Consider the following 21,763-nt stretch of genomic DNA (forward strand, 5'->3'; position numbering starts at 1 on the left):
TCGGCACCGGAGATGCGGACCGAGAGGGGTAGACCGGTCTGCTCGGTGAACAAGTGGATCTTCGAGCGTTCCTGGCACCAACGTCTCGATCACCTCCACTTCCCTGCCCGGAAAATGCTTGCTCACTTCCACGGCATGGCAACTAGGGTCCTTTGGCATGCATCTGACCGTTCTCGGCGGCTGCGGAGCGTGGCCCACCGCACTCCAGGCATGCAGCGGCTACCTCGTCGAACACGAAGGCTTCCGCCTGCTCATCGACCCCGGGTACGCCACGCTGCCACGCCTGCTCGACCACAACACCGCCGACGCGCTTGACGCCGTGCTCCTCAGCCATGGGCACCCCGACCACTGCGCTGACCTCAACCCGCTCCTACGGGCTCGAGGTCTGAGTGATACGCCACCGCCTGCACTGCCGGTCTACGCACCCCACGGCGCGGCCGATGCCGTTCTCGCGCTCGACAAGCCGAGCATGCTCGCCGAGGCGTACCGACTTCGCGAGTTCCAGCCAGGCGACCAGTTCGACATCGGCCCCTTCAGAGTTGACACCCGGCTCCTGCCGCACTTCGTGCCCAACGCCGGCATCCGGCTGACCACGCCGCACGCCGTGCTCGCCTATACCGGCGACACGGGTCCAAGTCCCGACATCCTGCGCCTCGCTCAAGGTGCCGACCTGCTGTTGTCGGAGGCGACCTACGTCCACCAGGTACCGGCCGCCGACGCACCGTACCTGCTGACCGCACGACTGGCCGGCCAGTACGCCAGCCAGGCAGGCGCTGCCAGGCTCATGCTCACCCACCTGTGGCCGGGGACAGATCCGAACGCCGCACACGAAGCAGCCGCGGAAGCCTTCCGCTACCCCATCGACGTCGCCACCCCTGGGCTCGTCACCAACGTCTCTCGTTGAAGCGGCCACATGAACCCCCACACCGAATGATGCGGACGCCAACGCCGCTTGATGAAGTGGGCCACGCCAGGCGCACGTCAGCGGCGCGCCGGCCGTCAAAGGGCCGGGCGCGCCGCCGTCTTACGCGAGCTTGCCGGTGCCGCGTTCAGTAGTCACGGGCACGTGCGTCTGCGAGTCAGCCATGGGAGCGGTCGCCGTGGTGGTGGTGGCCGCGGTCGCTGCCGTCACTGTCGTGGTGACGGTTGCTGCGGTCGCGGTGGTGGTGGCGGTCGCTGCCCCAGGAGGCGTCGTCGATGAAGCGGCCGCGGTCGTTGCGCAGGGTGGCGGTGCCGGCGTGGTTGTCCCACACGTGCTGGCGGCGGTCCTGGAACAGATCGGTGCGGGTGTCGCGACCTGAACCGGTGTGGATACGGACGCTCGATCGGCCGTCCAGGCGGTAGTGGTCGAAGGTGTAGGTGCGGCCGTGCTCGTCCGCGAGCGTCCACCCGTCGAGGTTCACGCTGTGGCGGGTGGTGTTGGTGAGCTCCACCCACTCCTTGTTCAGGGAGCGGTTGGAGAGGTTGTCCCAGCCCGGGGAGTCGTACTGCACGCTGCTGATCTCCACCCGCGTACGGTCCGGACGCGGGTGGTCGGCGGCGGACGCCGGGAGGGCCACCGCCCCGATCACGGCAGCGGCCGCGAGCGTGGCGGCAGCCAGACGACGGGCGGAAACAGTCGAAACGGACACGAGGTCTCCTTGCAGGATGCGGGCACCCCCCCCGTAAGCGGCCCAGCGCGAAGCCACGTACGAGGACGGTGCGAGTGCGGGTGGCGGCCGGTTGGCCGCACACCCACACTCTGGTCCTCCGACTTGGCCGGGCGCGCGAAATACGAGCCGTGTTACACGTTGTCCATATTGCTGTGACTCTCGCATGCATCGTCCATCAATGCACTGAATGCAGCATTCTGATGGGCGGTCGGCTCGAGGCAACCGTCCGGACTGCGGCTATGCCACCCGCTCGCCACAGCCCGCCACCCCCCAGCACTCCACCCATCACCCAAAAGTAAGTAACAGCCATATACATCACATAAATCCCGAAACCAGACGAACCCGGCGCCTCGGCAGCTCACCCCTGTTCGGGATCTCAGAGGCCCGACGAGATCATGGACACTGAGGCTGAGACACGCCTCGGCGACAGAAGGCCTGTTGATCCGTCGGCGCCCGGTGGCGAGGCGTCGACGGCATTGGCCTGGCCGCAGAGCACTCCGATGGACGCGCTCGGCCCAGCTCTGCCGTGGCGGCCTGTCCCGGAGCAGCGATGCCAGTCACTGATGACGAGTGCCCGGAGCGGACGGGGCGGCTGCGTGAGCGGTGGATGGTCAGTCCTCTGCGGGCAACACCCTGGTCACCTTGCCTGCGGTGTCGGTCTCCAGGTAGCCGGCCTCGTTGTACTTGCCGGTCAGGTAGACGGCCATTCCGGCCGGGGTGTCGAAGGCGTCGTTGGGCTGTCTCACCATCAAGTAACGGGACTCCGGATCGTCGACGTTGAGTTTCTTCTCCGCCTCTTCGAGGAGAGCCGGCACCTTGTCCCAGTTGAAGCCGTCGAGACTGACAGGCAGGTCGGAACCGGAGAGGGTGCCCGAAATGATGCCCTTCTCGACGCCCTGTCCGGGGCGGTAGGTGTAGGAGTCGAACTTGCTGGTGCTTCCGTTGACCATCAAGCGAGCCGACACGTACTCCGGGTAGACGGTGAAGTCGCCGAACATGTCCCGTCCGGTCTCCTCCTTGAACGCTGCGATGGCGGTGCGAATGCCGCCCGGGGTCAGCATGTTGGTGGTCTTCGACTGCTGCGACTGCTGGGCGGCCGGGGAAGCGACGGTCGGTGAAACGGTCGCCTTCGCAGCTGACCCGGAAGGCGAGGCACCCACATCCGGGCCACCTGAGTCGCCTCCGAAGGGCAGCAGCCACCACAGCAGGGCCAGGGTTCCGGCGAGCGAGGTCCCCGAGAGGCTCAGAAGGACAGCCGAGCCGGGGATGCGTCGGCGTTCAGTTCGAAGGGGTGCGGTCACCGATTGGGGCGTGGCCTGCCCCGGTCCGAAGCGGCCCGGCGGCGGCCCGAACCCAGCGGGGGTGGCCGCACCCGCAGGTACGGCCGTGCCGACGCCGAACGGAGTGCCCACTCCGGCGCCGGCAACCGGCAGCGCGGGCACACCTGTTGACCCGAACACGTTCGGCGAGACAGGAACCCCAGGGAGTGAACCACCCGGGGAGGTGGAGGCCGACGGCGCGTTCAGCAGGTACGAGGTGGGCTCCCCGTACGAAGCCGCCGGACCGGCCGGCCCCGACTCGGCCTGGGCCAACATCCGGTCCAGCACAGCGGCGGACGGCCGCGCCGACGGATCCCGCACGAGGACCTTCGCCAAGACGTCCTGCAGGGGACCGGCTTGCACCGGCGGCGGCACGTCGTCGTGGAGGACCGCGGCGAGGGTGGCCAAGGTGGTGCCCCGGCGCAGTGGGTGGTGACCCTCTACGGCGGTGTACAGCATCATCGCCAGCGACCAGAGGTCGGAGGCGGGTCCGTCCTCGTGCCCCGAGATGCGCTCCGGAGCCATGAAGTCGGGCGTACCGATCATGGACCCGGTGACCGTGAGGCTGGTCATCTCCCGGATCGCGGCGATGCCGAAGTCCGTGAGGACGGGACGCCCGTCTGGCCGCAGCAGAACGTTGGCAGGCTTGACGTCCCGATGCTGGACACCGGTGTCGTGCGCGGCGACGAGCGCGGCCAGCACTCCCCTTCCCACCCGCGCCGCCTCGCTCGGGGGCATCGGCCCCTGGGCCAGCCGGTCGGCCAGCGAGCCCCCGCTGACCAACTCCATGACGATCCACGGGTACGTGCCATCCCCGCCGTTGACTATGTGGTGAATGGTGACGACGTTCGGATGGTCGATCCGGGCCAGGGCCCTGGCCTCGCGCAGCACCCGTTCGCGCAGCATCCGCGCGCTTTCGGGATCATATTCGGCCAAGTCCCGGTCTGGCGGGCGGACCTCCTTGACCGCCACCAACCGGTGCAGCACCAGGTCCCTGGCCCGCCAGACCGTCCCCATCCCACCGCCACCGAGGCGCGCCTCCAACTCGAAACGGCCGTCGACGACTCGTCTCCCGGCGCCTCTGTCTGCCTCACTCATGGATGGGAGCTTAGTTCGCGCCACCGACACCGATTGCCGCCCCCGGACGGGTCCAGCGAGCGCACCGGCTCTGCGTCGTTCCGCTGATGCGCACCGCCTGATCCGGCCATCGTGCGGGGGCGCGATCAGTCCAGATCAGGATGGTCCTGCCGACCTGGCCTACATGCTCGCGGCAGTTGCGAGAGACGAGGAAGGTCCACTGTCACTGAGGGAACACCATGAACCGCGGTGACCTGTAGGGCAGCCACGGGAGTAAAGGGAGCGGAGGCAGGGGCTCGCCGCGCACCCGTATGACCCGCGGTTGACCTCCTAATACGGGCGGGCCAGCTGATCACTCCGTTGAAGGAAGCCCTCTGCGGGTGTCCTCTGCCGGCGGGGCCTGGACGCTCACCGGCTGGTTGATGTCGAGGAAGGTGACGGTCAGGTCGAGCGGGCCGGCCTTGTTGTCTGCCCGCAAGAAATAGGCCAGGCCCCGCATACGGAACTGCTTGGCGCGGGTCGTCGCCGTCAATCCACAGGTCCATGGTGAGGGTGCGGTCCATGCGGAGCCCTATGAAGTGATCGAGGCTCCTGATCTGGCGCTCCCGCGTCGCTGTGTCCGCGGCGGCATCGCGCGCGTCCGACAGCGTGTCCGTAGTGACCGTTCCTTTGTAGTGCGTGGTTCTGGTTCCGTCGACCGTTTCCGTCCCGACCCTCCGCACGCCCTTCGAGCCGGTCAGGATCGTGGACTGCACGGCCGGGCTTCCCTCGATCTGACGGGGCAGTACGCCGTAGGACTGCGTGTCCACCGCGCCGCCGCCCCAAGCGACCCGGTCGACTCCCCACCAGCTCCTGCCGTTCAACATCTCGGTGTGGGCCTCGTGGCATGGCCACGCCCTCGCCTGAGCTGGCGACCGAGCCGGCGCCACCGAGGTGTAGTTCCGGAGACCTCGCAGAGCTGAACACAAGAACGAGACAGGTACGCCACGGCGTGCCGGGCCGTCCCGGCAAGGCCCTCAACCACCAACCCGGGCGCGGTAGTGGTGTGGGACTCCCCCGCTCAGATCGGAATCATCGACGAGATGTCAGGCCCGGTGCGCATGTTGTTGCCGCCGTCGACTGCGATCGCCTCGCCGGTGATCCACCGTGCTTCAGGGCCGAGAAGGAAACGCACGAGATTGGCGACGTCTGCCATCTCGCCGACCCCCGGCAGCGGGGTGTTCACGACGTAACTCTCGCGGACCGGGTCATCGGCCGGTACCAGGGACTCCATTTTCTCGCTCATTGTGAGCCCAGGGCGTACGGAGTTGAACCGCACGAGCCGGCCTCCGTACTCGTCAGCCGCGTTGCGCAACAGCACATCGACCGCAGCCTTGGCTGCCGTGTACGCCCCGAAGTAGCGACTCGTCTGGGAAGCGGCGCCGGAGGAGATTCCCACGAACGACCCGCCCTGACGCTCGATCATCAACGGCACGGTGAATTTCAGCAGATTGAACGTTCCGACCACATTGAGGTTCAGCACCGACGCGATGTCGGCGGCGCTGATCTCGTGCAGCGGGCGCATCTGCCCGCTACCGCCGGCGTTGGCCACCGCTCCGGTGATGCCGCTGCCGGCCTCGGCGGCCCTGGCCACGGCTTCACCCATGGCCCGTTCATCGGTGACGTCGGCTGCAATGGCGAGTGCTCGGCCCGGACCGGAGCAGGCGGAGTTCAACTCGGCTGCGGTCGCTTCCAGGACGTCGACACGTCGGCCGCAAATCGTGACGGTGGCTCCGTCGTCGACCAAGCGCCGGGCGATGGCTCGGCCGATGCCCGAGCCGCCGCCCGTGACGACGATCGACGAACCTTCAAGTGTGGGCTCCATCGCTGGACGGTACCGCAGGACGGCCCACACTGTCTCTAAATACGTGACACCATCTCGCAGAACGATACCTGTCAGTGACTGGCGGGGCGATCCGCCGCGACACTCCTCGCCACCCTCGCGCCCGGCCGCAGACGCAAGTTGGCCGTTGATCGGGCGCGTTGGCCATTCCTGTCAGCACATTCGACCGTCGGCCTGGCGGGGCGATGAGTTCTCGACGCATGTCAGGTCTACATGCCCTTCAGCGCCTGGCCCGGACCGTCGAGGCCCAGCGGATCACCCCGCTGAGTCCCGCATTCGGCTTCTACCACGGGAAGCCGGGAGAGACCCTGGACCTGGAGGTCGGCTTCGTCGCGGACCGGACCGTGGAGCCGGAGGACGGGGTCGTGGCCGGTTCGCTTCCCGGAGGGCTGGCCGCGCGGCTGACGCACTGCGGGGCGTTCGACGGTCTCGGGGCCTCCTGGGACCAGCTGCGTTCCTGGATCCGGGCACGGAGGGCTGACGCGGGAGAGGAAACCGCCCGACGTCTTACTCTCGTTGGTTTGCCGCCTCAGCTGCTGGAGACGTCTCAAGAGGACCGGACCGTGATCGCGTTGCGAGCTCACGAGAAAGGGTTTGAGCGGGGCGGCGCCCCGCTGCTACTTTCGTGGTGGACCGTGAAGTCGTCGTATGGAGGTGAGCCCCGTGAACACAGTTACCCGTGGGTGCTCCCTCAACCCGTCACGGTCCGGCGGCTGACGTTCGGTGTCGCCAGGAGCGCCTGAGATCAAGGCACTCCTGGAGGGAAACTCCGATGAACACGAAGCCTTTGACATCTGGCCTGAGCGAGAACGCGGTGATGATCACGCGGGTCGCGGACAGGCAATGGCATGCACTGGATGACGACCTGGTGGTCGGCCGCGGGCATGCGGAGTACCGGGCCGACGGACGCTTGTTCGTCAGCATCGACGCCTGGCACGACGCCGCCTTCGACCGGCTCGCCGAGGCGATGCTGGCGGAACTGCCGGCGCCGCTGTACACGGTGGTCGACGAAGCCGACGTCGGGCTGACGGCCGGCTGGCGGCGGGCCGGTTTCACGATCCGGCGCCGCGAGTGGGAGTACGTCGTGCCGACCGACCTTCGGATGACAGGGCTCGAAGCAGTCCTGCCGCCTTCGGGCGTGACGATCGTGCCCGCCGGTCAGGCGGATGAGAGTCTGCTGCGGGCGGTGGACCGCGCGATCCGTGACGAAGTCGAGGCGACCGTCGGGTGGCAGTCGATGCCCGCGGAGGTGATCCGCCGCCCCGAAGGCGACACCATCGTCGACCCGTCGAAGTACGCGGTGGCCGAGGCGCGGGACCGCTACCTGGGTCTGATCCGGGTGGTGACGGTGAACCGGCCGCGCATCGGGTTGGTCGCGGTCCGGGCCGGCGAACGGCGGCGCGGCATCGCGCGGGCGCTGCTGACCCACGCGCTGGGGACGCTGCACCGCTCCGGGTTCGCCGCGGCCTGGACCGAAGTCCACGAGTCCAACCAACCGGCCTCGGCGCTGTTCGAGGGCATCGGCGCCCGGCCGATGAGCAGCAACCTGGAGCTGGTGCGATGACGAAGAACAAGAACGTCATCGAAGTCGAGGGCAAGGTCGTCGAGTGCCTGCGCAGCGCCATGTTCACCGTCGAGCTCGAGAACGGCCACCACGTGCTCGCGCACATCAGCGGGAAGATCCGCAAGAACTACATCAAGATCATGCTGGCGGACCGGGTGCTGGTGGAGCTCCCGCCGTATGACCTGACGCGCGGCCGGATCGTGTTCCGGTACCGGAACTAGCGGCGGTCGGCACCTTTCGCCACAGCTGATTTGGGGTCCCGGTCACGGCGTTTCCGTGGCCGGGGCCTCGATGATGGCTCGCACGGCCGTGGCGGCCACCGCTCCAGCCGCCGCCCGTAGGGCTGGCCCAAGTCCAACGTCAGCTCCAGGGGCAGCAGTTGCCAGGCGATGTGGTTGTGCGGCACGTACAGAATGCCGTGCAGCACGGCCGGTCCGGCACCGGTCGCGGGCCAGGAGCCTTCTCGGGCCAGGGCGGTGGCAGCGGCGCGACCAGCGTCCACAGGTCATCGCCCGTCATCCATGGCGAGAGCGGCTGATGCCGGTGAAACCGGGGTGCCTCGACGGGCATCGGTCGGGTAGCGTGCGGGCCATGTCGAGTCCTGAGTCGGACAAGGTGGGGGCTTTCGGTCACGCCGTCAGCCCCCTGAACCACTGAGCCCGTAGTCCTGCCCTCGCGCCGCATTCTGCGGTGGGACGGGTGTGCCCCAGGGGCTGGCGCGCGGTGACGAGATGACCTGCTCGTGCTTCTCCTCACCTCGGAGCCACTCGATGCCATTCCCGTTGTACTTGCTTGCCATGGCGGTCTTCGCTATGGGCACCTCGGAGTTCATGCTTGCCGGTCTGCTGCCGGACATCGCCGCGGATCTCGACGTCACAGTCGGGACAGCAGGCACGCTCACCTCGGCTTTCGCGACTGGCATGGTCGTCGGCGCCCCGCTTGTGGCCGTGCTTGCCCGCAACTGGCCCAGGCGCTCCAGCCTTCTCGGGTTCATTCTCGCTTTCACGGCAGCTCACGCCGTGGGCGCCATCACCACCAGCTTCCCGGTCCTGTTCGCTTCCCGGATCGTCGCCGCGCTCGCGAACGCAGGCTTCCTTGCGGTCGCTCTGACGGCTGCCGCCACGCTGGTCTCTCCCCTCAAGAAGGGACGTGCGCTGGCCGTTTTGCTGTCAGGCACGACGGTGGCCACGATCGCCGGTGTCCCTGGTGGGTCGGTACTCGGCACGGTGCTTGGCTGGCGAGCTACGTTCTGGGCTGTTGCCGCCCTCTGCCTGCCTGCGGCATTCGGCATCCTGAGGGGGATCCCAGCGGGACGTGTGAAGCAGGAGGCGGCTGGCGGGCCGACCTTGCGAGGAGAACTCGCCCAGCTCACAAGGCCGCGGTTGATCCTGGTGATGCTGCTCGGTGCCCTGGTGAACGCGGCAACGTTCGGGAGCTTCACCTTTCTTGCCCCCGTTGTGACCGGTACCGCCGGGCTCGGCGAGTGGTGGATCCCTGTCACTCTGGTGCTCTTCGGTATCGGTTCCTTCATCGGCGTCACTGTTGCCGGCCGGCTGTCCGACCGGCGTCCCCACCTTGTTGTGGCGGCCGGCGGGCCGCTGCTGCTGATCGGCTGGTCGGCCCTGGCCGTGCTGGCGGACCAGCCGGTCGCTCTACTCGTCCTCGTGTTCGTCCTGGGTGCGTTGTCGTTCGCGCTGGGCAGCACGCTGATCACGCGGGTCCTCTACGAGGCGACGGGAGCCCCCACCATGGCCGGCTCCTACGCGACCGCGGCACTCAACATCGGCGCCGCCGTAGGGCCACTCGTCGCAGCGACCACCCTCGGCACCGCGGTCGGGGACCTGGGGCCGCTGTGGGCAAGCGGGCTCCTGGTCGCTGTCGCGCTGGTCATCGCGTTTCCCTTCCTCTCTGTCATCGCGACCGGCCATAGCACCGAGGTGCTCCGGTGACGCATGCGAACGCCCCCTTGCACATCGAAGGACGCCGAAGGCTCGTGGAACGCTGCCGCATGCGCCGAATCGCGCATGTCGCCGCCGAGGCCGGCGTCTCCCGCGCATGCCTGTCCGCGGAGGAACCTTTGCGGGCCAGGGCCCGATACCCCCACAGGCGATCAAGAACCGGTTGCGCGGGTTGGTCCCGCTCGCCCTTGCCCTCGCTTCGCTCCTCGCTCCGCTCCCGTCCAGGCGGCCCGCCCGCTGCTCCTGCCACACGGCCTTGGGCAGATCACTCCGCCTCCAGCGGGAAGTGACACAGGACCGTGTGGGGTTCGGCGCCGTCCGCCCTCTCCCGCACGACGACCGGAGGTGCTTGGGTCGCGCACCGGTCCTCGGCGCGCCAGCACCGGGTGCGGAAGCGGCACCCGGAGGGGATGTCGAAGGGAGAGGGGATCTCCCCTTGGAGCTGGATCTCCTGACGGTGGGTGTCGCGGCCGGTGCCGAGGACGGGGGCGGCCGACATCAGTGCGGCCGTGTAGGGGTGTCGTGGCTGTTCGAAGACGTCCTCCGTGTCCCCGTGTTCGATGACCTTGCCCAGGTACATCACGGTGACCTGGTCGGAGATGTAGCGGACCACGGACAGGTCGTGGGAGATGAACAGGTAGGTCACGCCGAGGCGTGTGCGCAGGTCGGAGAGTACGTTCAGGACCTGCGCCTGCACCGACAGGTCGAGGGCGGAGACGGGTTCGTCGCAGACGATGAGGTCGGGGTCCAGGGCGAGTGCGCGGGCGATGCCGATGCGTTGGCGCTGTCCGCCGGAGAACTCGTTGGGGTAGCGGTGGGCGTCGCTCTCCCGCAGTCCGACCAGGTCGAGCAGTTCGCGGATCCGTTTCCCGCGGGCCTTGGCGCCCGGTACGACGTCTTTGTGGGTGCGCCAGGGTTCGCCGATCAGGTCGGCGGCGGACATACGCGCGTTGAGTGAGGCGAAGGGATCCTGGAAGACCATCTGCACCCGCCGGCGCCAGGCCAGCAGCTCCTTGCCGCGCAGGGCGAAGGGGTCGGTTCCGTCGAAGCGCACGGTGCCCGCGTCCGGACGCTCCAGCCCGAGCAGCACCCGGGCCAGGGTGGACTTGCCGCAGCCCGATTCGCCGACGAGTCCGAGGGTCTGGCCCCTGCCGATGTGTACGTCCACTCCGTCAAGGGCGGTCAGCCGGCGCCGGCCGCTGCCGAAGGTCTTCGTGAGCCCTCGTACCTCCAGCAGCGGGGGGCTCTCCGAGGTTCCGTCCGCTCGGGGCCCGGGGGCGGCGGTGGTGGCGCGGGACTCAGGCACGGTCGAGCTCCTCGGAGAAGTGACAGGCGGCGAAGCGACCGTCGCCCGACGGACGCAGGGGCGGCCGCTCCTGGACACAGCGCTCGCGCACCAGCGGGCAACGGGCCTGGAAGACGCAGCCGGGCGGCACCGCGCTCAGCTCGGGCGGGCTGCCGGGCACGGCGGGCAACGGGCGTCCGCGCACGCTGCCCTCGGGCACCGAGTCGAGCAGTCCCCGGGTGTAGGGGTGGCGGGGTGCGGAGAAGACGTCGTGCACCGGTCCGTTCTCCACGACCGTGCCCGCGTACATCACGACCACGTCGTCGGCGCGCTGTGCGACCACGGCCAGATCGTGGGTGATCAGGACGACGGCCATGTCCCTCTCGTCCTGGAGGTCCCGCAGCAGCCGCATGATCTGCGCCTGCACGGTCACGTCGAGAGCGGTGGTGGGTTCGTCGGCGATGAGCACGTCGGGAGCGAGGGCGACGGCCATCGCGATGAGCAGCCGCTGCCGCATGCCGCCGGAGAACTGGTGGGGATAGGACCGGGCCCGTTGCCTCGGCTCGGGGATGCCCACCCGCGTCATCAGCTCGATCGCCTTCTCCTGGGCCTGGCGCCGGGAGAGGCCGTGGTGGATGCGGAAGGGCTCGCCGATCTGCCTGCCCACCGGCTGCACGGGGTTGAGGGCGGTCAGGGCGTCCTGGAAGACGATCGACAGGACCGGGCCGGCCAGCTTGCGGCGTTCCGCGGGGCTCATGCGCAGGGTGTCGTCGCCCCGGACCCGAACGGCACCGCCGGTGACCGCCGCCGCGGGGTCCAGCAGCCCGACCACGGACAGTGCGGTCATCGACTTGCCGCAGCCGGATTCGCCGAGCAGGGCCAGGGTGCGGCCGCGGCGGACGCTGAAGCTGACGCCGTCGACGGCGCGTACCGTCCCGGAGGGCGTGCTCAGGTCCACGCACAGTCCCTCGACGTCCAGGGCGGGGGTGTCCGTGATGGTCGGGGCGGAAGCGGTGTTGCTCGTCACGGGATCATCTCCGGAGGGACGGCGGCCGAGACGGCCCGGCGTTTCTTGGGCAGCGTCAGGCGCCAGCGCTGGGCGGGGTCGGTGGCGATGCGGGCCCAGGCGGCGAGCACCGTCGCGGACACGGTGGTGAGGACGATGGCGAGTCCCGGCAGCACGGTGATCCACCACGCGGTCTGGAGGTATTGCCGTCCCTGGGCGACCATCAGGCCCCAACTGACGTCCGGGGGCTGGATTCCGATGCCCAGGAAGCTCAGTGACGACTCGGTGAGCATCACGAAGCAGAAGTCGAGGGTGGCGACGGTGAGCAGGGTCGGCAGGGCGATCGGCAGGAGGTGCCGGCAGATGATCACCCGGCCGGGTGTGCCGAAGGTGCGGGCCGCGTCGACGAACAGCCGGCTGCGCAGTTCCGCCGCCTCGGCCCGCGCGGTGCGCAGGTACACCGGTATACGGGTCACGGCCAGGATCAGTACGAGGTTCAGGGCGCTGGGCGAGAAGACGTACAGCACGACCACCGCGATCAGCAGCGAGGGGAAGCTGAGGATCACGTCGGCGAGCCGCATGGCCACGCTCTCGCGGTGTCCTCCGTGGTAGCCGGCCCACAGTCCGAGGGCCGAGCCGATCGCCAGCGAGCACAGCACCGCCGGGACGGCGACGGACAGCGTCGTCGCCGCCGCCTCGATCAGCCGGGCCACCATGCTGCGTCCCAGGACGTCGGTGCCGAGCAGCCCGTACATCCCCTCGCTCAGGGACGGCGGGCGCAGGGAGGCGTCCAGGTCCTGGCGTTGGGCTCGGTCGCCGATGAACAGCCGGCCGAAGAGGGCCACGAGGGCGACCACGGTGAGGATGACGGCCCCGACGGCGGCGGCCCGGTCCCGGCCCAGCATCCGCCACAGGCTCGGCCGCCGGTGGTGGGCGGGGGAGGCTTCCTCCGAGAGGTCGGTCTCTTGTCGGGTCGTGCTGGTTGCTTCGCTCACGCCGGCACCGCCTGTCGCACTCGGGGGTCGGTCAGCGCGTGGCAGACGTCGACGAGGATGTTCAGCGCGAAGATCGTCACGGCGGTCAGGAGCACGGCTGCCTGCAGGACCGCGAAGTCGCGCTGGAGGATGGAGTCGATCATGAGTTTGCCGATGCCGGGCCAGCCGAAGATCGTCTCGACGATCACTGCGCCGTTGACCAGGCCCACCGTCAGGTCGCCCGCGACGGTCAGGACGGGTGTCGCGGCGTTGCGCAGGGCGTGCCCGAAGACCACGCGCCGGGGCGTGGCGCCCTTGCCCCGGGCGATCTTGACGTAGGGGGCGGACAACGCGCTGACCATGCTGCCGCGCATCACCTGGACCAGGACGCCGAAGGGGCGGATCAGCAGGGTCGCGATGGGCAGGACCCATATCTCGGGGCCGCCGAGCGTGCCCGAGGTCGGCAACCACCCGAGGCTCACGCCGAAGACGAGTACGCCCATGATGGCGAACCAGAAGTCGGGGATGCTGGCGGCGGTCATCGACAGCAGGCTGGCGATCCTGTCGATCAGGGAATTGGGGCGGTAGGCGGCGAGGCTGCCGACCAGCACGGCTCCGGTGATCGCCAGCAGCATGGTCACACCGGCGAGTTGAAGGGTGACGGGAAACGCGTCGATCACCATCGAGCCCGCCGACTGCCCGGTGCGCAGCGACGTGCCGAAGTCCAACTGTGCGGCGTCGACGAGGTAGTTCCACAACTGCGCCGGGATCGACAGGTCGAAGCCCTGGGCGGCGGAGAACTCCGCTCGCTGCTCGGGAGTGGCGCTCAGGGGGAGATAGAGGTCGACGGGGTTGCCGGTCATCCGGGCCAGGAAGAACACGCCCAGGACGACGCAGACCAGGGGGACGGCACTGGAGAGTACGCGCTTGCGCAGGAAAGGGATCATGTCAGTGCTTCGCCCCCTTGGCCGAGTGGACCTCGGCCAGCCGCATTTCGTCTCCGGTCGCGGAATTCGGTGCGTACCGGATCGACCGTGACAGGCCGAGCAGTCCGTTCATGTGGGCGATATGGGCGTACTGGACCACGGACTGGTTCTGCTCGGTGAGCAGGCCGGCGAAGGCTTCCTGACGTTTCTCGCCGGACAGCGCCCCAGCCGCGGCGATGCGCCGGTCGAGAGCCTCGGTGCCGAACGTGGACTGGGGGCCGTCGCTCAGCAGGTACTGGCTGGTGGTGAAGGCCGCGTCACCGGCCTGGTTGCCGTGCATGATCAGCAGGGCGATGGGGCCGACGTTCTTGGGCAGCGGGCGGAGCTGGTACTGGAGCTGGGTGGCGGTGTCGGCCATCCGGACCCGTACGTTCAGTCCGATCTGCTGCATCTGGTACTGGAGGGCCTCAGCCGTCTCCGAGACGCCGGAGAACATGCCGTTGCGGGCCACCAGGGTGATCTGCCGGTCGGTCGGCACTCCGTCCGCGGTCGCCTCCCGCACCAGGGCGCGGGCCTTTGCGACGTTCTGCCGGGGTGGTTCGATCCGGTCGCTGTGCCCCACCACTCCGGGCGGCACCAACTGCCCGGCCGGTTCGGCGAGTCCGCCGAGGAGTGCGTCGATGATGCCGTCGCGGTCCACGGCCAGGTCGACGGCCCGGCGCACCCGGATGTCGTCGAGTGGGGCCTCGCGGCCGTCCAGCCGCAGGGCGGTCGTCTCGTTGTTGGGGTAGGCGACCGTCGTGTCCTTCTCCGCCTCCATCGGATCCAGCGAGACGGCGATCTCCGCCTCGCCCTTGTCGATCATGGCGGCACGGACACTGGCGTCGCTGCGCCACACATAGCGGGCCCGCGCGAAGTCGGGCGTCTTGCCCCAGTAGTCGTCGAAGCGGTCGAGGGAGATCGCCGCTCCGGGCTGCCAGGAGCGGACGGCGAAGGGACCGGTGCCGACCGGGACACGGACCTTGGCCTTGGTGTCGGTCGTGCGGGGCACGACCTCCACGAAGCTCAGGCGCAGCGGCAGGATGGGGTCCGGCTTCTCGGTGGTCACGGTCAGGCGGTCGTCGTTCACCGCCTTCACCTCGAGGTCCTCGTCGCCGAACACGTAGCCCTCCACGTTGCAGGCGAGGTCGGAGTTGACGGCCCGGTCGATGGAGAAGGCGGCGTCCTCGGCGGTGAAGGGGGCGCCGTTCTGGAAGGTCACCCCGGAGCGGATGTCGAAGGTCCAGGTGCGGGGCGCGGTCTGCTTCCAGGCGGTCGCCAGCAGGGGGTTCAGTTCACCGGAGGTGGGATCTCGTTCGACCAGGGGTTCGGTGATGTTGGACCGGACGACGACGCCGGTGCCGGTCAGTGACGCCTCGCAGGGCTCCAGGGTCGGCGGTTCCTGGGTGAGCACCACCCGTAAGGTGCGGCCGTCGGCGCGGCCGGTGTCGCCACCCGCGCTGTTGGCCACGGCGCACCCGCTGGACGTGAGCAGGACGCCCGCCAGCAGCATCGCGCTCGTCGTGCGGGGCCGCGGCGGTGCGGCGAGCCGGGTGGATGGAACGGAGGACTTCATCGTCGCGTGTCTCCGGGAAAGTGCTGATGTGTCACGTGCCGAACTCGGGTCTCTGGGACCGGTCACCACCAGTTGTCTACACTTGCGCACTCGGTCTGTATCTGTGAACGCCGAAGCTAAACCGGCGCCGTGGCAGCGTCAAGACATCCGGAGGACCGGACATTCGGACGCGACTCCTCCGGTACGACGGGACGGGTGTGCCGATGCACCGGCCCGCCGCGGGCCTCCGCGATCCGACCCGGAGCCTCGCCACACCGGTCGGGACGTGCGGCCCTCGGCGGCCGGCAGCAGCCTTGTGCGGCCGAGGCCCTGGTCGCGGCGGTGCGAGCGGGCCGGATCGCGGGGGCGGCGCCCGACGTCTTCACCGACGAACCGAACGTGCCGCGGGCGCTGCCGGAGTCGGACCGGGTGGCCTTGCTCCCGCACATCGCCGGCGCCACGCGTCAGACGCGTACGGCGACGGGCGATCTGACGCTGCGCAACCTGCGCAGTCTCATGAACGAGGGCGTCCTGCTCACCCGCGCACCGGAGGCCGCCGCCTCCTGAAGCGGGGGCGCGCCCGGAGGCGGCTGCGCCCGGTCGGCACCACCGCTCCCCCGCCGTCGAGCGGGGCCGCCCATTGACACCACCGCGCACCCGTGCGTACAAATGGTGTCTACATATGCGAACGTCGATTACGTATGAGGACGGTGGCATGGCGGGTACCTCCGAGCACATCGTCGACGTGGCCGTGACCCCCGTGGCGTTCCGCGACCTGCCCCTGCTCAACTCGGTCGGTGTGCACGAGCCCTACGCGCTGCGCACCATCGTGGAGATCACCACGGGGAGCGGGATCAGGGGCGTCGGTGAGACCTACGGCGGCACGCTGCACCTGGAGCGGCTGCGCCGTACGGCCGCCGAGCTGGTCGGCATGGACGTCTGGAGCCTCAACGACCTGATGGCCCGCACCACGCGGGCGCTGGGCGCCGACACCACGGGCGGCGACGGGATGGCCGGGATGGTCACCGGCAGCTCCGCCGTGGACCGGGTCATGGCGCCGTTCGACGTGGCCTGTCTCGACATCCAGGGCAAACTCGTGGGCCGGCCGGTCTGCGACCTGCTGGGAGGCGCGGTGCGCCCCTCGGTCCCCTACAGCGCTTACCTCTTCTACAAGTGGGCCGGGCACCCCGGCCAGGAGGACGACGACTGGGGTGCGGCCCTCGACCCGGCGGGGCTGGTCGACCAGGCCCGGCGCATGATCGACCAGTACGGCTTCTCCTCCATCAAGCTCAAGGGCGGCGTCTTCCCTCCGGACGAGGAGATCGCCGCGATCAGGGCGCTGCGGACGGCCTTCCCCAACCACCCCCTGCGCCTGGACCCCAACGCTGTCTGGAGTACGGAGACGTCGCTGCGGGTCGCCCGCGAGTTGGACGGCGTCCTGCAGTACCTGGAGGACCCGACCCAGGGCATCGAGGGCATGGCGTCCGTGGCCGGGCGGACCCCCACCCCGCTGGCGACCAACATGTGCGTGGTCTCCTTCGACGACCTCGCCCCGGCCGTGTCCCAGAAGGCGGTGGGCATCGTGCTGTCCGACCACCACTTCTGGGGCGGCCTGCGGCGCTGCGGCCGACTCTCGGCGATCTGCGAGACCTTCGGGCTGGGCCTGTCGATGCATTCCAACTCGCACCTGGGCATCAGCCTCGCCGCGATGACCCACCTGGCGGCAGCCACTCCCCGACTGACCTACGCCTGCGACACGCACTGGCCATGGAAGCGCGCCGACGAGGACGTGGTGGACCCCGCGCCGCTGCGATTCCGCGAAGGCGCCGTCGCCGTGCCGACCGCACCCGGCCTGGGCGTTGAACTGGACCGGGACGCACTCGCCCGCCTCCACCGGCAGTACCTCGACTGCGGGCTGCGCGACCGCGACGACACGGGATACGTGCGCCGCTTCGACCCCTCCTTCTCGCTCAAGACCCCCCGGTGGTGACCTCCTCGTGCGCATCATGCTCAATCACCGCATCCTGAGCCGGTTCCACGAGCCGCTCAAGGCACGTACAGAGGGCAGCCACGACTGGCTGGACGCCTGCGACTGGGACGCGGCGCGCATCTCCGAGGCCCTCCCGGACGTCGAGATCTACGTCGGCTCGACACTGCGGGCCGAAGACGCCCGGCGGGCCGCGCGATTACGGCTCGTCCACGTCGTCGGCGCCGGTTACGACGGCATCCAGCTGGCCGCGCTCGGCCCCCACGTCACGGTGACCACCACCCACCACCACGGCCGCTCCATCGCCGAATACGTGCTCATGTCCGTCCTCATGCTCTCCCGCGACGTGCTGGTCGCCGACCGCGCCCTGCGCGAGGGGAGATGGCGCAATGTGGCCGTGGAACCCGGGCTCCCCTTCGGGACGACGCTGCGGGACCGCCGTGTGGGGATCATCGGGTTCGGCGAGACCGGCACCGAGGTCGCCCGCCTGTGTCAGGCGGCCGGTCTGCGGGTGCGCGCCGTGCGGCGCCACCCCTCTGCCCCGTACCCGGCCGACCTGCGGCCCGACTGGGTCGGCGGGATGGACCGGCTGCCCGAACTCCTCACCGAGTCCGACGTCGTGGTGGTCACGGTCCCTCTGAGCCCCGCCACCCGCGACCTGATCGGTCCGTCCGAACTGGCCGCCATGGGACCCGGGTCACTGCTGGTCAACGTGGCGCGGGGGCCTGTGGTGCAGGAGGAGGCGCTGTACGAGGCACTGCGCTCCGGCGTCATCGGCGGCGCCGCGCTGGACGTGTGGTGGTGCGGCCCGCCCCAGGCACCGAGCCGACTGCCCTTCCACGAGCTGCCCAACGTGCTCATGACTCCGCACCACTCGGGTCACACCACCGACACCTTCGCCGCGCGTGCGGCGGAGATCGCCGACAACATCGGGCGCCTGCGACGAGGAGATCCGCTCGTCAACGTCGTGCAAGCCGGTGATCACCAGGCCGTGGACGACGACGGCCCCTCGACAGCCACCCCCGCCACCTCTGAGACCCGTTAGGAATCCACTCGTGCTCGAAGGCGTTCTCTTCTTCCCCGTCACCCCCTTCACCGCCTCCGGTGACGTCGACCTCGATGCCCTGCACCAGCACGTCACGGTGGGGGTCGACGCCGGACCGGGCGGCGTGTTCGTCGCCTGCGGCACCGGCGAGTTCCACGCCCTGGACCGCGAGGAGTATGCCGAGGTCGTGCGTACCGCCGTCGACGCGGCGGCCGGACGCGTCCCGGTGTACGCCGGAGCCGGGGGCGCGCTGGGCCTGGCCCGGCAGTTCGCCCGTGCCGCGGCCGAGGCCGGCGCGGACGGTCTCCTGCTCATGCCGCCCTACCTCGTCGAGTCACCCGCTGCGGGACTCGTCGCCTACGCCCGTGCGGTCGGCCAGGAGACGGACCTCCCAATGATCGTCTACAGCCGGGCCAACGCCCGCTTCGACGAGGCCTCGGCGGCGGAGGTGGCCCAGCTGCCGACCGTGACGGGCCTGAAGGACGGCACCGGCGACCTCGACCTCGTCGCACGGATCGTCCCCGCCGTACGTGACGCGCTGAGCGCGTCCGGCAAGAGCTTCCAGTTCTTCAACGGCATGCCCACGGCCGAGGCCAGCCAACAGGCCTACCGGGCACTGGGCGTCGAGCTGTACTCCTCGGCCGCCTTCGCCTTCGCGCCGGACATCTCCCTCGCCTTCCACCGCGCGATCGAGGAGGGCGACCAGGCACGGATCGACGCGCTGCAGCGGACCTTCTTCCATCCCCTGGTCCGACTGCGCCGACGGGTGCCTGGATACGCCGTGTCGCTGGTGAAGGCGGGCGTGACCCTCTCCGGCGTCAAAGCCGGGCCGGTCCGTCCGCCGCTGACGCCCCTCACCGACCCGGAGGTCGAGGAACTCGCCGCCATCGTCGCCGAGGGACGTTCCGTACTCGACTGACCGACGGGGGACGGCTTCGTCGGCTTTGGGCTCGTTGAGGATCCTGCGTGCCCGGAGGTATCCACCAAAGGAATCCGATGACGGCGAGGCCGTCGGTCGCGCCGTCCCTCGATCAGGGATTCTCCGGATCCTCCCCCGCCACCGTGCCGCCGTGCGGGCGCACTCCCGCGATGCGCAGGGCGATGTCGCCGTACTGGTAGGCGAGTGGATCGTGATCATCGTGGTGTTCTCGTTCTGGGCGCCGGACACGTTTCCCACCTGGCAGACGTTCCAGCAGATACTCAACAGCAACGCGGTGACCGGCCTGGTCGCGTTGAGCGTGGTGCCGCCGTTGGCCGCGCGCGTCTTCGACCTGTCACTCGCCTACACGATGTCGCTGAGCGGAGTCATCACCGCCAAGGTGATCGTGTCCACGGACATCGGCGCCACGGGCGCGATCGCCCTCGCCCTGGGCACCGCCCTGATGATCGGCGTGATCAACGGAATCGTCGTGGTGACCCTGCGGGTCGACTCGTTCATCGCGACACTGGCGACCGGGTCGCTCATCCAGGCATTCATCACCAGGTTCACCGACGGCACGTCGATCACCGGCGTCATACTCCTGCGTGAACCCTTCGCGAGCATCGGGCAGAAGAGCGCGGGCGGCTTCACCATCCCCGTGCTCTACCTCCTGGTGGTGGCGGTCGCGCTGTGGTTCGTCCTGGAGCACACCGCGACCGGGCGCCGCCTGTACGCGACCGGCTTCAACTCGGACGCCGCACGTCTGCAGGGCGTGCCCACCGACCGTCTTCGCTTCCTCACCCTCGTCGCGTCCTCGGCCATCGCCGGATGCGCGGGCGTCGTCTTCGCCTCGCAGATCGGCTCGGGCTCTCCCGAGGCCGGCACGCCCTATCTGCTGTCGTCGTACGCCGCCGCCTTCGTCGGCGCCACCCAGCTCCGCGCGGGCCGCTTCAACTCCTGGGGCACGATCATCGCGGTCCTCCTGCTGGGCACCGGGACGGTGGGCCTCGGCCTCGCGACCTCCGCCCAGTGGGCCCCCAGCCTGTTCACCGGTCTCGTCCTGATCGTCGCCCTGGTCGTGACCGGCGGACGGCTCGGCCTCCGCACCCGCCTGACCCGCCGCCGTGCACCGCGCAAGGAGGCCACCTGATGTGGACAGCGGCCTTCCTGCACCACCTGTCCGACCCGGCCGCACCCTCGGGACCCTGGTAGATGCTCACGGGCCGAGAGTAAGTGTGCGCCCAGGTGCCGAGGGCGCCGACGAACGGTAGAACGTAAGGGTGAGGGACGAGAACAGCCCTGATGAGGATGCTCGGCCGCAGCATGGGGCGAGGCCGGGGATCGACTACCAGGCGCTGTTCACGGTCACCCCCAGCCCCTGTATGGTGCTGGGCCCGGATCTGGTGCTCGCCGACATCAACAAGGCAGCCTGTCGAGTGACCGGCCGTACTCGGGAGGATCTGCTCGGGCAGTACCTCTTCGATGCCTTCCCCGAGAATCCGGCGGACCCTGACGCCGACGGGGTGCGGAATCTGCACGCCTCCCTGCACCGGGTCCTGCGCTCGAGGGAGGCGGACACGATGGCGCCGATGAAATACGACATCCCGGTGGCCGACCGGCCCGGCGTGTTCGAGGAGCGGTGGTGGTCCGCGATCAACACACCGGTGCTCGGGCCGGACGGGCAGGTGGAGTGGATCCTCCACCGGGGCGAGGACGTGACCTCGTTCATCCTCTCCCACCCTCGCACGCAGGGAGGCGGGGCGCTCAGCGACGTGGAGGTCATGGAGGTCGAACTGTACGCGCGGGCGCGCGAGCTCAAGCGACTGAACGAGGAACTGCGCCAAGCCCACGCCCGGGAACGCGAGGTCGCCGTGACCTTGCAGGAGGCCATGCTCCACTCGCCCCACCTGTCCCGGCACCGGGACACCGCGGTGCGCTACCTGCCCGCCGCCGGGTCACTGAACGTGTGCGGCGACTGGTACGAGGTGGTCGACCTGCCCGAGAGCCGATTCGCCGTCGCGGTCGGCGACGTCGTCGGCCACGGCCTGGAGGCCGCCGCCGTCATGGGCATGCTCCGCAGCGCGTTGTCGGCCGTCGTCCGGGCCGTCGAAGGGCCTGCGAGGGCCCTGGACGTCCTGGGCCTGTATTCACGCTACGTGGAAGGTGCACTGGCCACGACCGTCGTCCAAGCCGTCGTCGACACCCACGCTCGCCGCATCATGTACAGCAGCGCCGGCCACCCGCCCCCCGTCCTGCTCCACCCGGACGGCACCTGCGAGCTTCTCGACCAGGCCACCGACCCTCCGCTGGGGGCACGCCCCAAACCCGTCCCCCGCCTCCAGGCCGACCTGCCCTACGCCCCTGGCGACACCTTCGTGCTCTACACCGACGGTCTCATCGAACGCCGCGGCGAGGACATCGATGCCGGCCTGCAACGCCTCACCGACGCGCTCGCCCTCCATGCCCGCCACCACCCCGAACGGGTCGCCGACGCCCTGCTCGCGCGCCTCGGCGTCAGCAGCGGCGCCCGCGACGACATCGCCCTGATCGTCATCCGCCTATGACCTGGCGCCCG

The 21,763-nt window shown here is 69.6% G+C and carries 20 protein-coding genes and 2 pseudogenes; 12 read left to right on the forward strand and 10 right to left on the reverse strand.

What is annotated here, in order from left to right:
* Positions 1 to 157: 157 nt before the first annotated feature.
* Positions 158 to 904, forward strand: a complete 747-nt coding sequence (locus tag ACWBNA_RS04410) for an MBL fold metallo-hydrolase (RefSeq protein ID WP_482702494.1) — start codon at positions 158 to 160, stop codon at positions 902 to 904.
* A 175-nt stretch (positions 905 to 1,079) separates the two neighbouring features.
* Here the strand turns inward: ACWBNA_RS04410 and ACWBNA_RS04415 are convergent, their stop codons facing one another.
* From ACWBNA_RS04415 to ACWBNA_RS04435, 5 genes and pseudogenes are all read right to left on the reverse strand, one after another.
* Positions 1,080 to 1,631 (reverse strand): lamin tail domain-containing protein, encoded by a 552-nt coding sequence (locus tag ACWBNA_RS04415; protein ID WP_482702496.1) that lies wholly within the window; start codon positions 1,629 to 1,631, stop codon positions 1,080 to 1,082.
* Positions 1,632 to 2,263: 632 nt separating this feature from the next.
* Entirely contained in the window at positions 2,264 to 4,069 is a 1,806-nt protein-coding gene (locus ACWBNA_RS04420; protein ID WP_482702499.1) for a serine/threonine-protein kinase, read from the reverse strand.
* Positions 4,070 to 4,400: 331 nt separating this feature from the next.
* A complete protein-coding gene (locus tag ACWBNA_RS04425) occupies positions 4,401 to 4,580 on the reverse strand; it encodes a hypothetical protein (protein WP_482702991.1) in 180 nt (59 codons plus the stop codon).
* 46 nt (positions 4,581 to 4,626) lie between these two features.
* A pseudogene (locus ACWBNA_RS04430) lies at positions 4,627 to 4,914 on the reverse strand (hypothetical protein); the annotation flags it as partial.
* 194 nt (positions 4,915 to 5,108) lie between these two features.
* Positions 5,109 to 5,912, reverse strand: coding sequence for an SDR family NAD(P)-dependent oxidoreductase (locus ACWBNA_RS04435; protein ID WP_482702501.1), 804 nt, complete (start codon positions 5,910 to 5,912; stop codon positions 5,109 to 5,111).
* A gap of 218 nt (positions 5,913 to 6,130) precedes the next feature.
* Here ACWBNA_RS04435 and ACWBNA_RS04440 point away from each other — a divergent pair, with 218 nt between their 5' ends.
* The 5 genes and pseudogenes from ACWBNA_RS04440 to ACWBNA_RS04460 all read left to right on the forward strand — a co-directional run.
* Entirely contained in the window at positions 6,131 to 6,673 is a 543-nt protein-coding gene (locus ACWBNA_RS04440; RefSeq protein WP_482702503.1) for a GyrI-like domain-containing protein, read from the forward strand.
* Between the two features lie 29 nt (positions 6,674 to 6,702).
* Complete coding sequence (locus ACWBNA_RS04445; protein WP_482702504.1) at positions 6,703 to 7,494, forward strand: GNAT family N-acetyltransferase; 792 nt, start codon at positions 6,703 to 6,705, stop codon at positions 7,492 to 7,494.
* Positions 7,491 to 7,715, forward strand: a complete 225-nt coding sequence (gene infA / locus ACWBNA_RS04450; RefSeq protein WP_482702506.1) for a translation initiation factor IF-1 — start codon at positions 7,491 to 7,493, stop codon at positions 7,713 to 7,715. The genes ACWBNA_RS04445 and infA overlap by 4 nt, the downstream gene beginning before the upstream one ends.
* A 549-nt stretch (positions 7,716 to 8,264) precedes the next feature.
* A complete protein-coding gene (locus tag ACWBNA_RS04455) occupies positions 8,265 to 9,443 on the forward strand; it encodes a Cmx/CmrA family chloramphenicol efflux MFS transporter (RefSeq protein ID WP_482702507.1) in 1,179 nt (392 codons plus the stop codon).
* Positions 9,440 to 9,559, forward strand: a pseudogene (locus tag ACWBNA_RS04460) (IS481 family transposase); the annotation flags it as partial. The gene ACWBNA_RS04455 and the pseudogene ACWBNA_RS04460, both read left to right, overlap by 4 nt.
* Positions 9,560 to 9,717: 158 nt before the next feature.
* On the opposite strand, the gene ACWBNA_RS04465 reads toward ACWBNA_RS04460, so the two are convergent.
* Genes ACWBNA_RS04465 through ACWBNA_RS04485 form a run of 5 tightly spaced genes read right to left on the reverse strand, consistent with a single transcriptional unit; the run spans position 9,718 to position 15,258 of the window.
* Positions 9,718 to 10,758 (reverse strand): ABC transporter ATP-binding protein, encoded by a 1,041-nt coding sequence (locus ACWBNA_RS04465; protein WP_482702508.1) that lies wholly within the window; start codon positions 10,756 to 10,758, stop codon positions 9,718 to 9,720.
* Positions 10,751 to 11,764 (reverse strand): ABC transporter ATP-binding protein, encoded by a 1,014-nt coding sequence (locus ACWBNA_RS04470; RefSeq protein ID WP_482702509.1) that lies wholly within the window; start codon positions 11,762 to 11,764, stop codon positions 10,751 to 10,753. The genes ACWBNA_RS04465 and ACWBNA_RS04470 overlap by 8 nt, the downstream gene beginning before the upstream one ends.
* Positions 11,761 to 12,738: an ABC transporter permease gene (locus ACWBNA_RS04475; RefSeq protein WP_482702511.1), complete on the reverse strand. Its 978-nt coding sequence runs from the start codon at positions 12,736 to 12,738 to the stop codon at positions 11,761 to 11,763. The genes ACWBNA_RS04470 and ACWBNA_RS04475 overlap by 4 nt, the downstream gene beginning before the upstream one ends.
* Positions 12,735 to 13,664, reverse strand: coding sequence for an ABC transporter permease (locus ACWBNA_RS04480; protein ID WP_482702512.1), 930 nt, complete (start codon positions 13,662 to 13,664; stop codon positions 12,735 to 12,737). The genes ACWBNA_RS04475 and ACWBNA_RS04480 overlap by 4 nt, the downstream gene beginning before the upstream one ends.
* 1 nt (position 13,665) lies before the next feature.
* The gene (locus ACWBNA_RS04485; RefSeq protein ID WP_482702514.1) at positions 13,666 to 15,258 is read right to left on the reverse strand and encodes an ABC transporter substrate-binding protein; all 1,593 of its coding nucleotides are present in this window, start codon (positions 15,256 to 15,258) and stop codon (positions 13,666 to 13,668) included.
* Between the two features lie 195 nt (positions 15,259 to 15,453).
* Here ACWBNA_RS04485 and ACWBNA_RS04490 point away from each other — a divergent pair, with 195 nt between their 5' ends.
* From ACWBNA_RS04490 to ACWBNA_RS04515, 6 genes are all read left to right on the forward strand, one after another.
* Positions 15,454 to 15,804, forward strand: a complete 351-nt coding sequence (locus tag ACWBNA_RS04490) for an NAD(P)-dependent oxidoreductase (RefSeq protein ID WP_482702516.1) — start codon at positions 15,454 to 15,456, stop codon at positions 15,802 to 15,804.
* Between the two features lie 148 nt (positions 15,805 to 15,952).
* Positions 15,953 to 17,227 carry a glucarate dehydratase family protein gene (locus ACWBNA_RS04495; RefSeq protein ID WP_482702518.1) on the forward strand — a complete coding sequence of 425 codons (1,275 nt, stop codon included), beginning with the start codon at positions 15,953 to 15,955 and terminating at the stop codon, positions 17,225 to 17,227.
* A gap of 16 nt (positions 17,228 to 17,243) precedes the next feature.
* On the forward strand, positions 17,244 to 18,269 hold the full coding sequence (locus ACWBNA_RS04500) for a 2-hydroxyacid dehydrogenase (protein ID WP_482702521.1): 1,026 nt from the start codon (positions 17,244 to 17,246) through the stop codon (positions 18,267 to 18,269).
* A gap of 10 nt (positions 18,270 to 18,279) precedes the next feature.
* Positions 18,280 to 19,188 (forward strand): 5-dehydro-4-deoxyglucarate dehydratase, encoded by a 909-nt coding sequence (locus ACWBNA_RS04505; RefSeq protein ID WP_482702523.1) that lies wholly within the window; start codon positions 18,280 to 18,282, stop codon positions 19,186 to 19,188.
* Positions 19,189 to 19,339: 151 nt separating this feature from the next.
* Positions 19,340 to 20,338, forward strand: coding sequence for an ABC transporter permease (locus ACWBNA_RS04510; protein ID WP_482702525.1), 999 nt, complete (start codon positions 19,340 to 19,342; stop codon positions 20,336 to 20,338).
* A 232-nt stretch (positions 20,339 to 20,570) separates the two neighbouring features.
* Positions 20,571 to 21,752 carry a PP2C family protein-serine/threonine phosphatase gene (locus ACWBNA_RS04515; protein ID WP_482702969.1) on the forward strand — a complete coding sequence of 394 codons (1,182 nt, stop codon included), beginning with the start codon at positions 20,571 to 20,573 and terminating at the stop codon, positions 21,750 to 21,752.
* Positions 21,753 to 21,763 lie beyond the last annotated feature (11 nt).

The sequence above is a fragment of the Streptomyces sp. Q2 genome, assembly GCF_056820935.1.

What these genes read in the sequence shown, in the direction of transcription:
- ACWBNA_RS04410 (WP_482702494.1), top strand. Translation starts at nt 158, where the DNA reads ATGCATCTGACCGTTCTCGGCGGCTGCGGAGCGTGGCCCACCGCACTC.
- ACWBNA_RS04420 (WP_482702499.1), bottom strand. Translation starts at nt 4,069, where the DNA reads ATGAGTGAGGCAGACAGAGGCGCCGGGAGACGAGTCGTCGACGGCCGT.
- ACWBNA_RS04435 (WP_482702501.1), bottom strand. Translation starts at nt 5,912, where the DNA reads ATGGAGCCCACACTTGAAGGTTCGTCGATCGTCGTCACGGGCGGCGGC.
- ACWBNA_RS04440 (WP_482702503.1), top strand. Translation starts at nt 6,131, where the DNA reads ATGTCAGGTCTACATGCCCTTCAGCGCCTGGCCCGGACCGTCGAGGCC.
- ACWBNA_RS04445 (WP_482702504.1), top strand. Translation starts at nt 6,703, where the DNA reads ATGAACACGAAGCCTTTGACATCTGGCCTGAGCGAGAACGCGGTGATG.
- infA (WP_482702506.1), top strand. Translation starts at nt 7,491, where the DNA reads ATGACGAAGAACAAGAACGTCATCGAAGTCGAGGGCAAGGTCGTCGAG.
- ACWBNA_RS04455 (WP_482702507.1), top strand. Translation starts at nt 8,265, where the DNA reads ATGCCATTCCCGTTGTACTTGCTTGCCATGGCGGTCTTCGCTATGGGC.
- ACWBNA_RS04480 (WP_482702512.1), bottom strand. Translation starts at nt 13,664, where the DNA reads ATGATCCCTTTCCTGCGCAAGCGCGTACTCTCCAGTGCCGTCCCCCTG.
- ACWBNA_RS04485 (WP_482702514.1), bottom strand. Translation starts at nt 15,258, where the DNA reads ATGAAGTCCTCCGTTCCATCCACCCGGCTCGCCGCACCGCCGCGGCCC.
- ACWBNA_RS04495 (WP_482702518.1), top strand. Translation starts at nt 15,953, where the DNA reads ATGGCGGGTACCTCCGAGCACATCGTCGACGTGGCCGTGACCCCCGTG.
- ACWBNA_RS04500 (WP_482702521.1), top strand. Translation starts at nt 17,244, where the DNA reads ATGCTCAATCACCGCATCCTGAGCCGGTTCCACGAGCCGCTCAAGGCA.
- ACWBNA_RS04515 (WP_482702969.1), top strand. Translation starts at nt 20,571, where the DNA reads ATGGTGCTGGGCCCGGATCTGGTGCTCGCCGACATCAACAAGGCAGCC.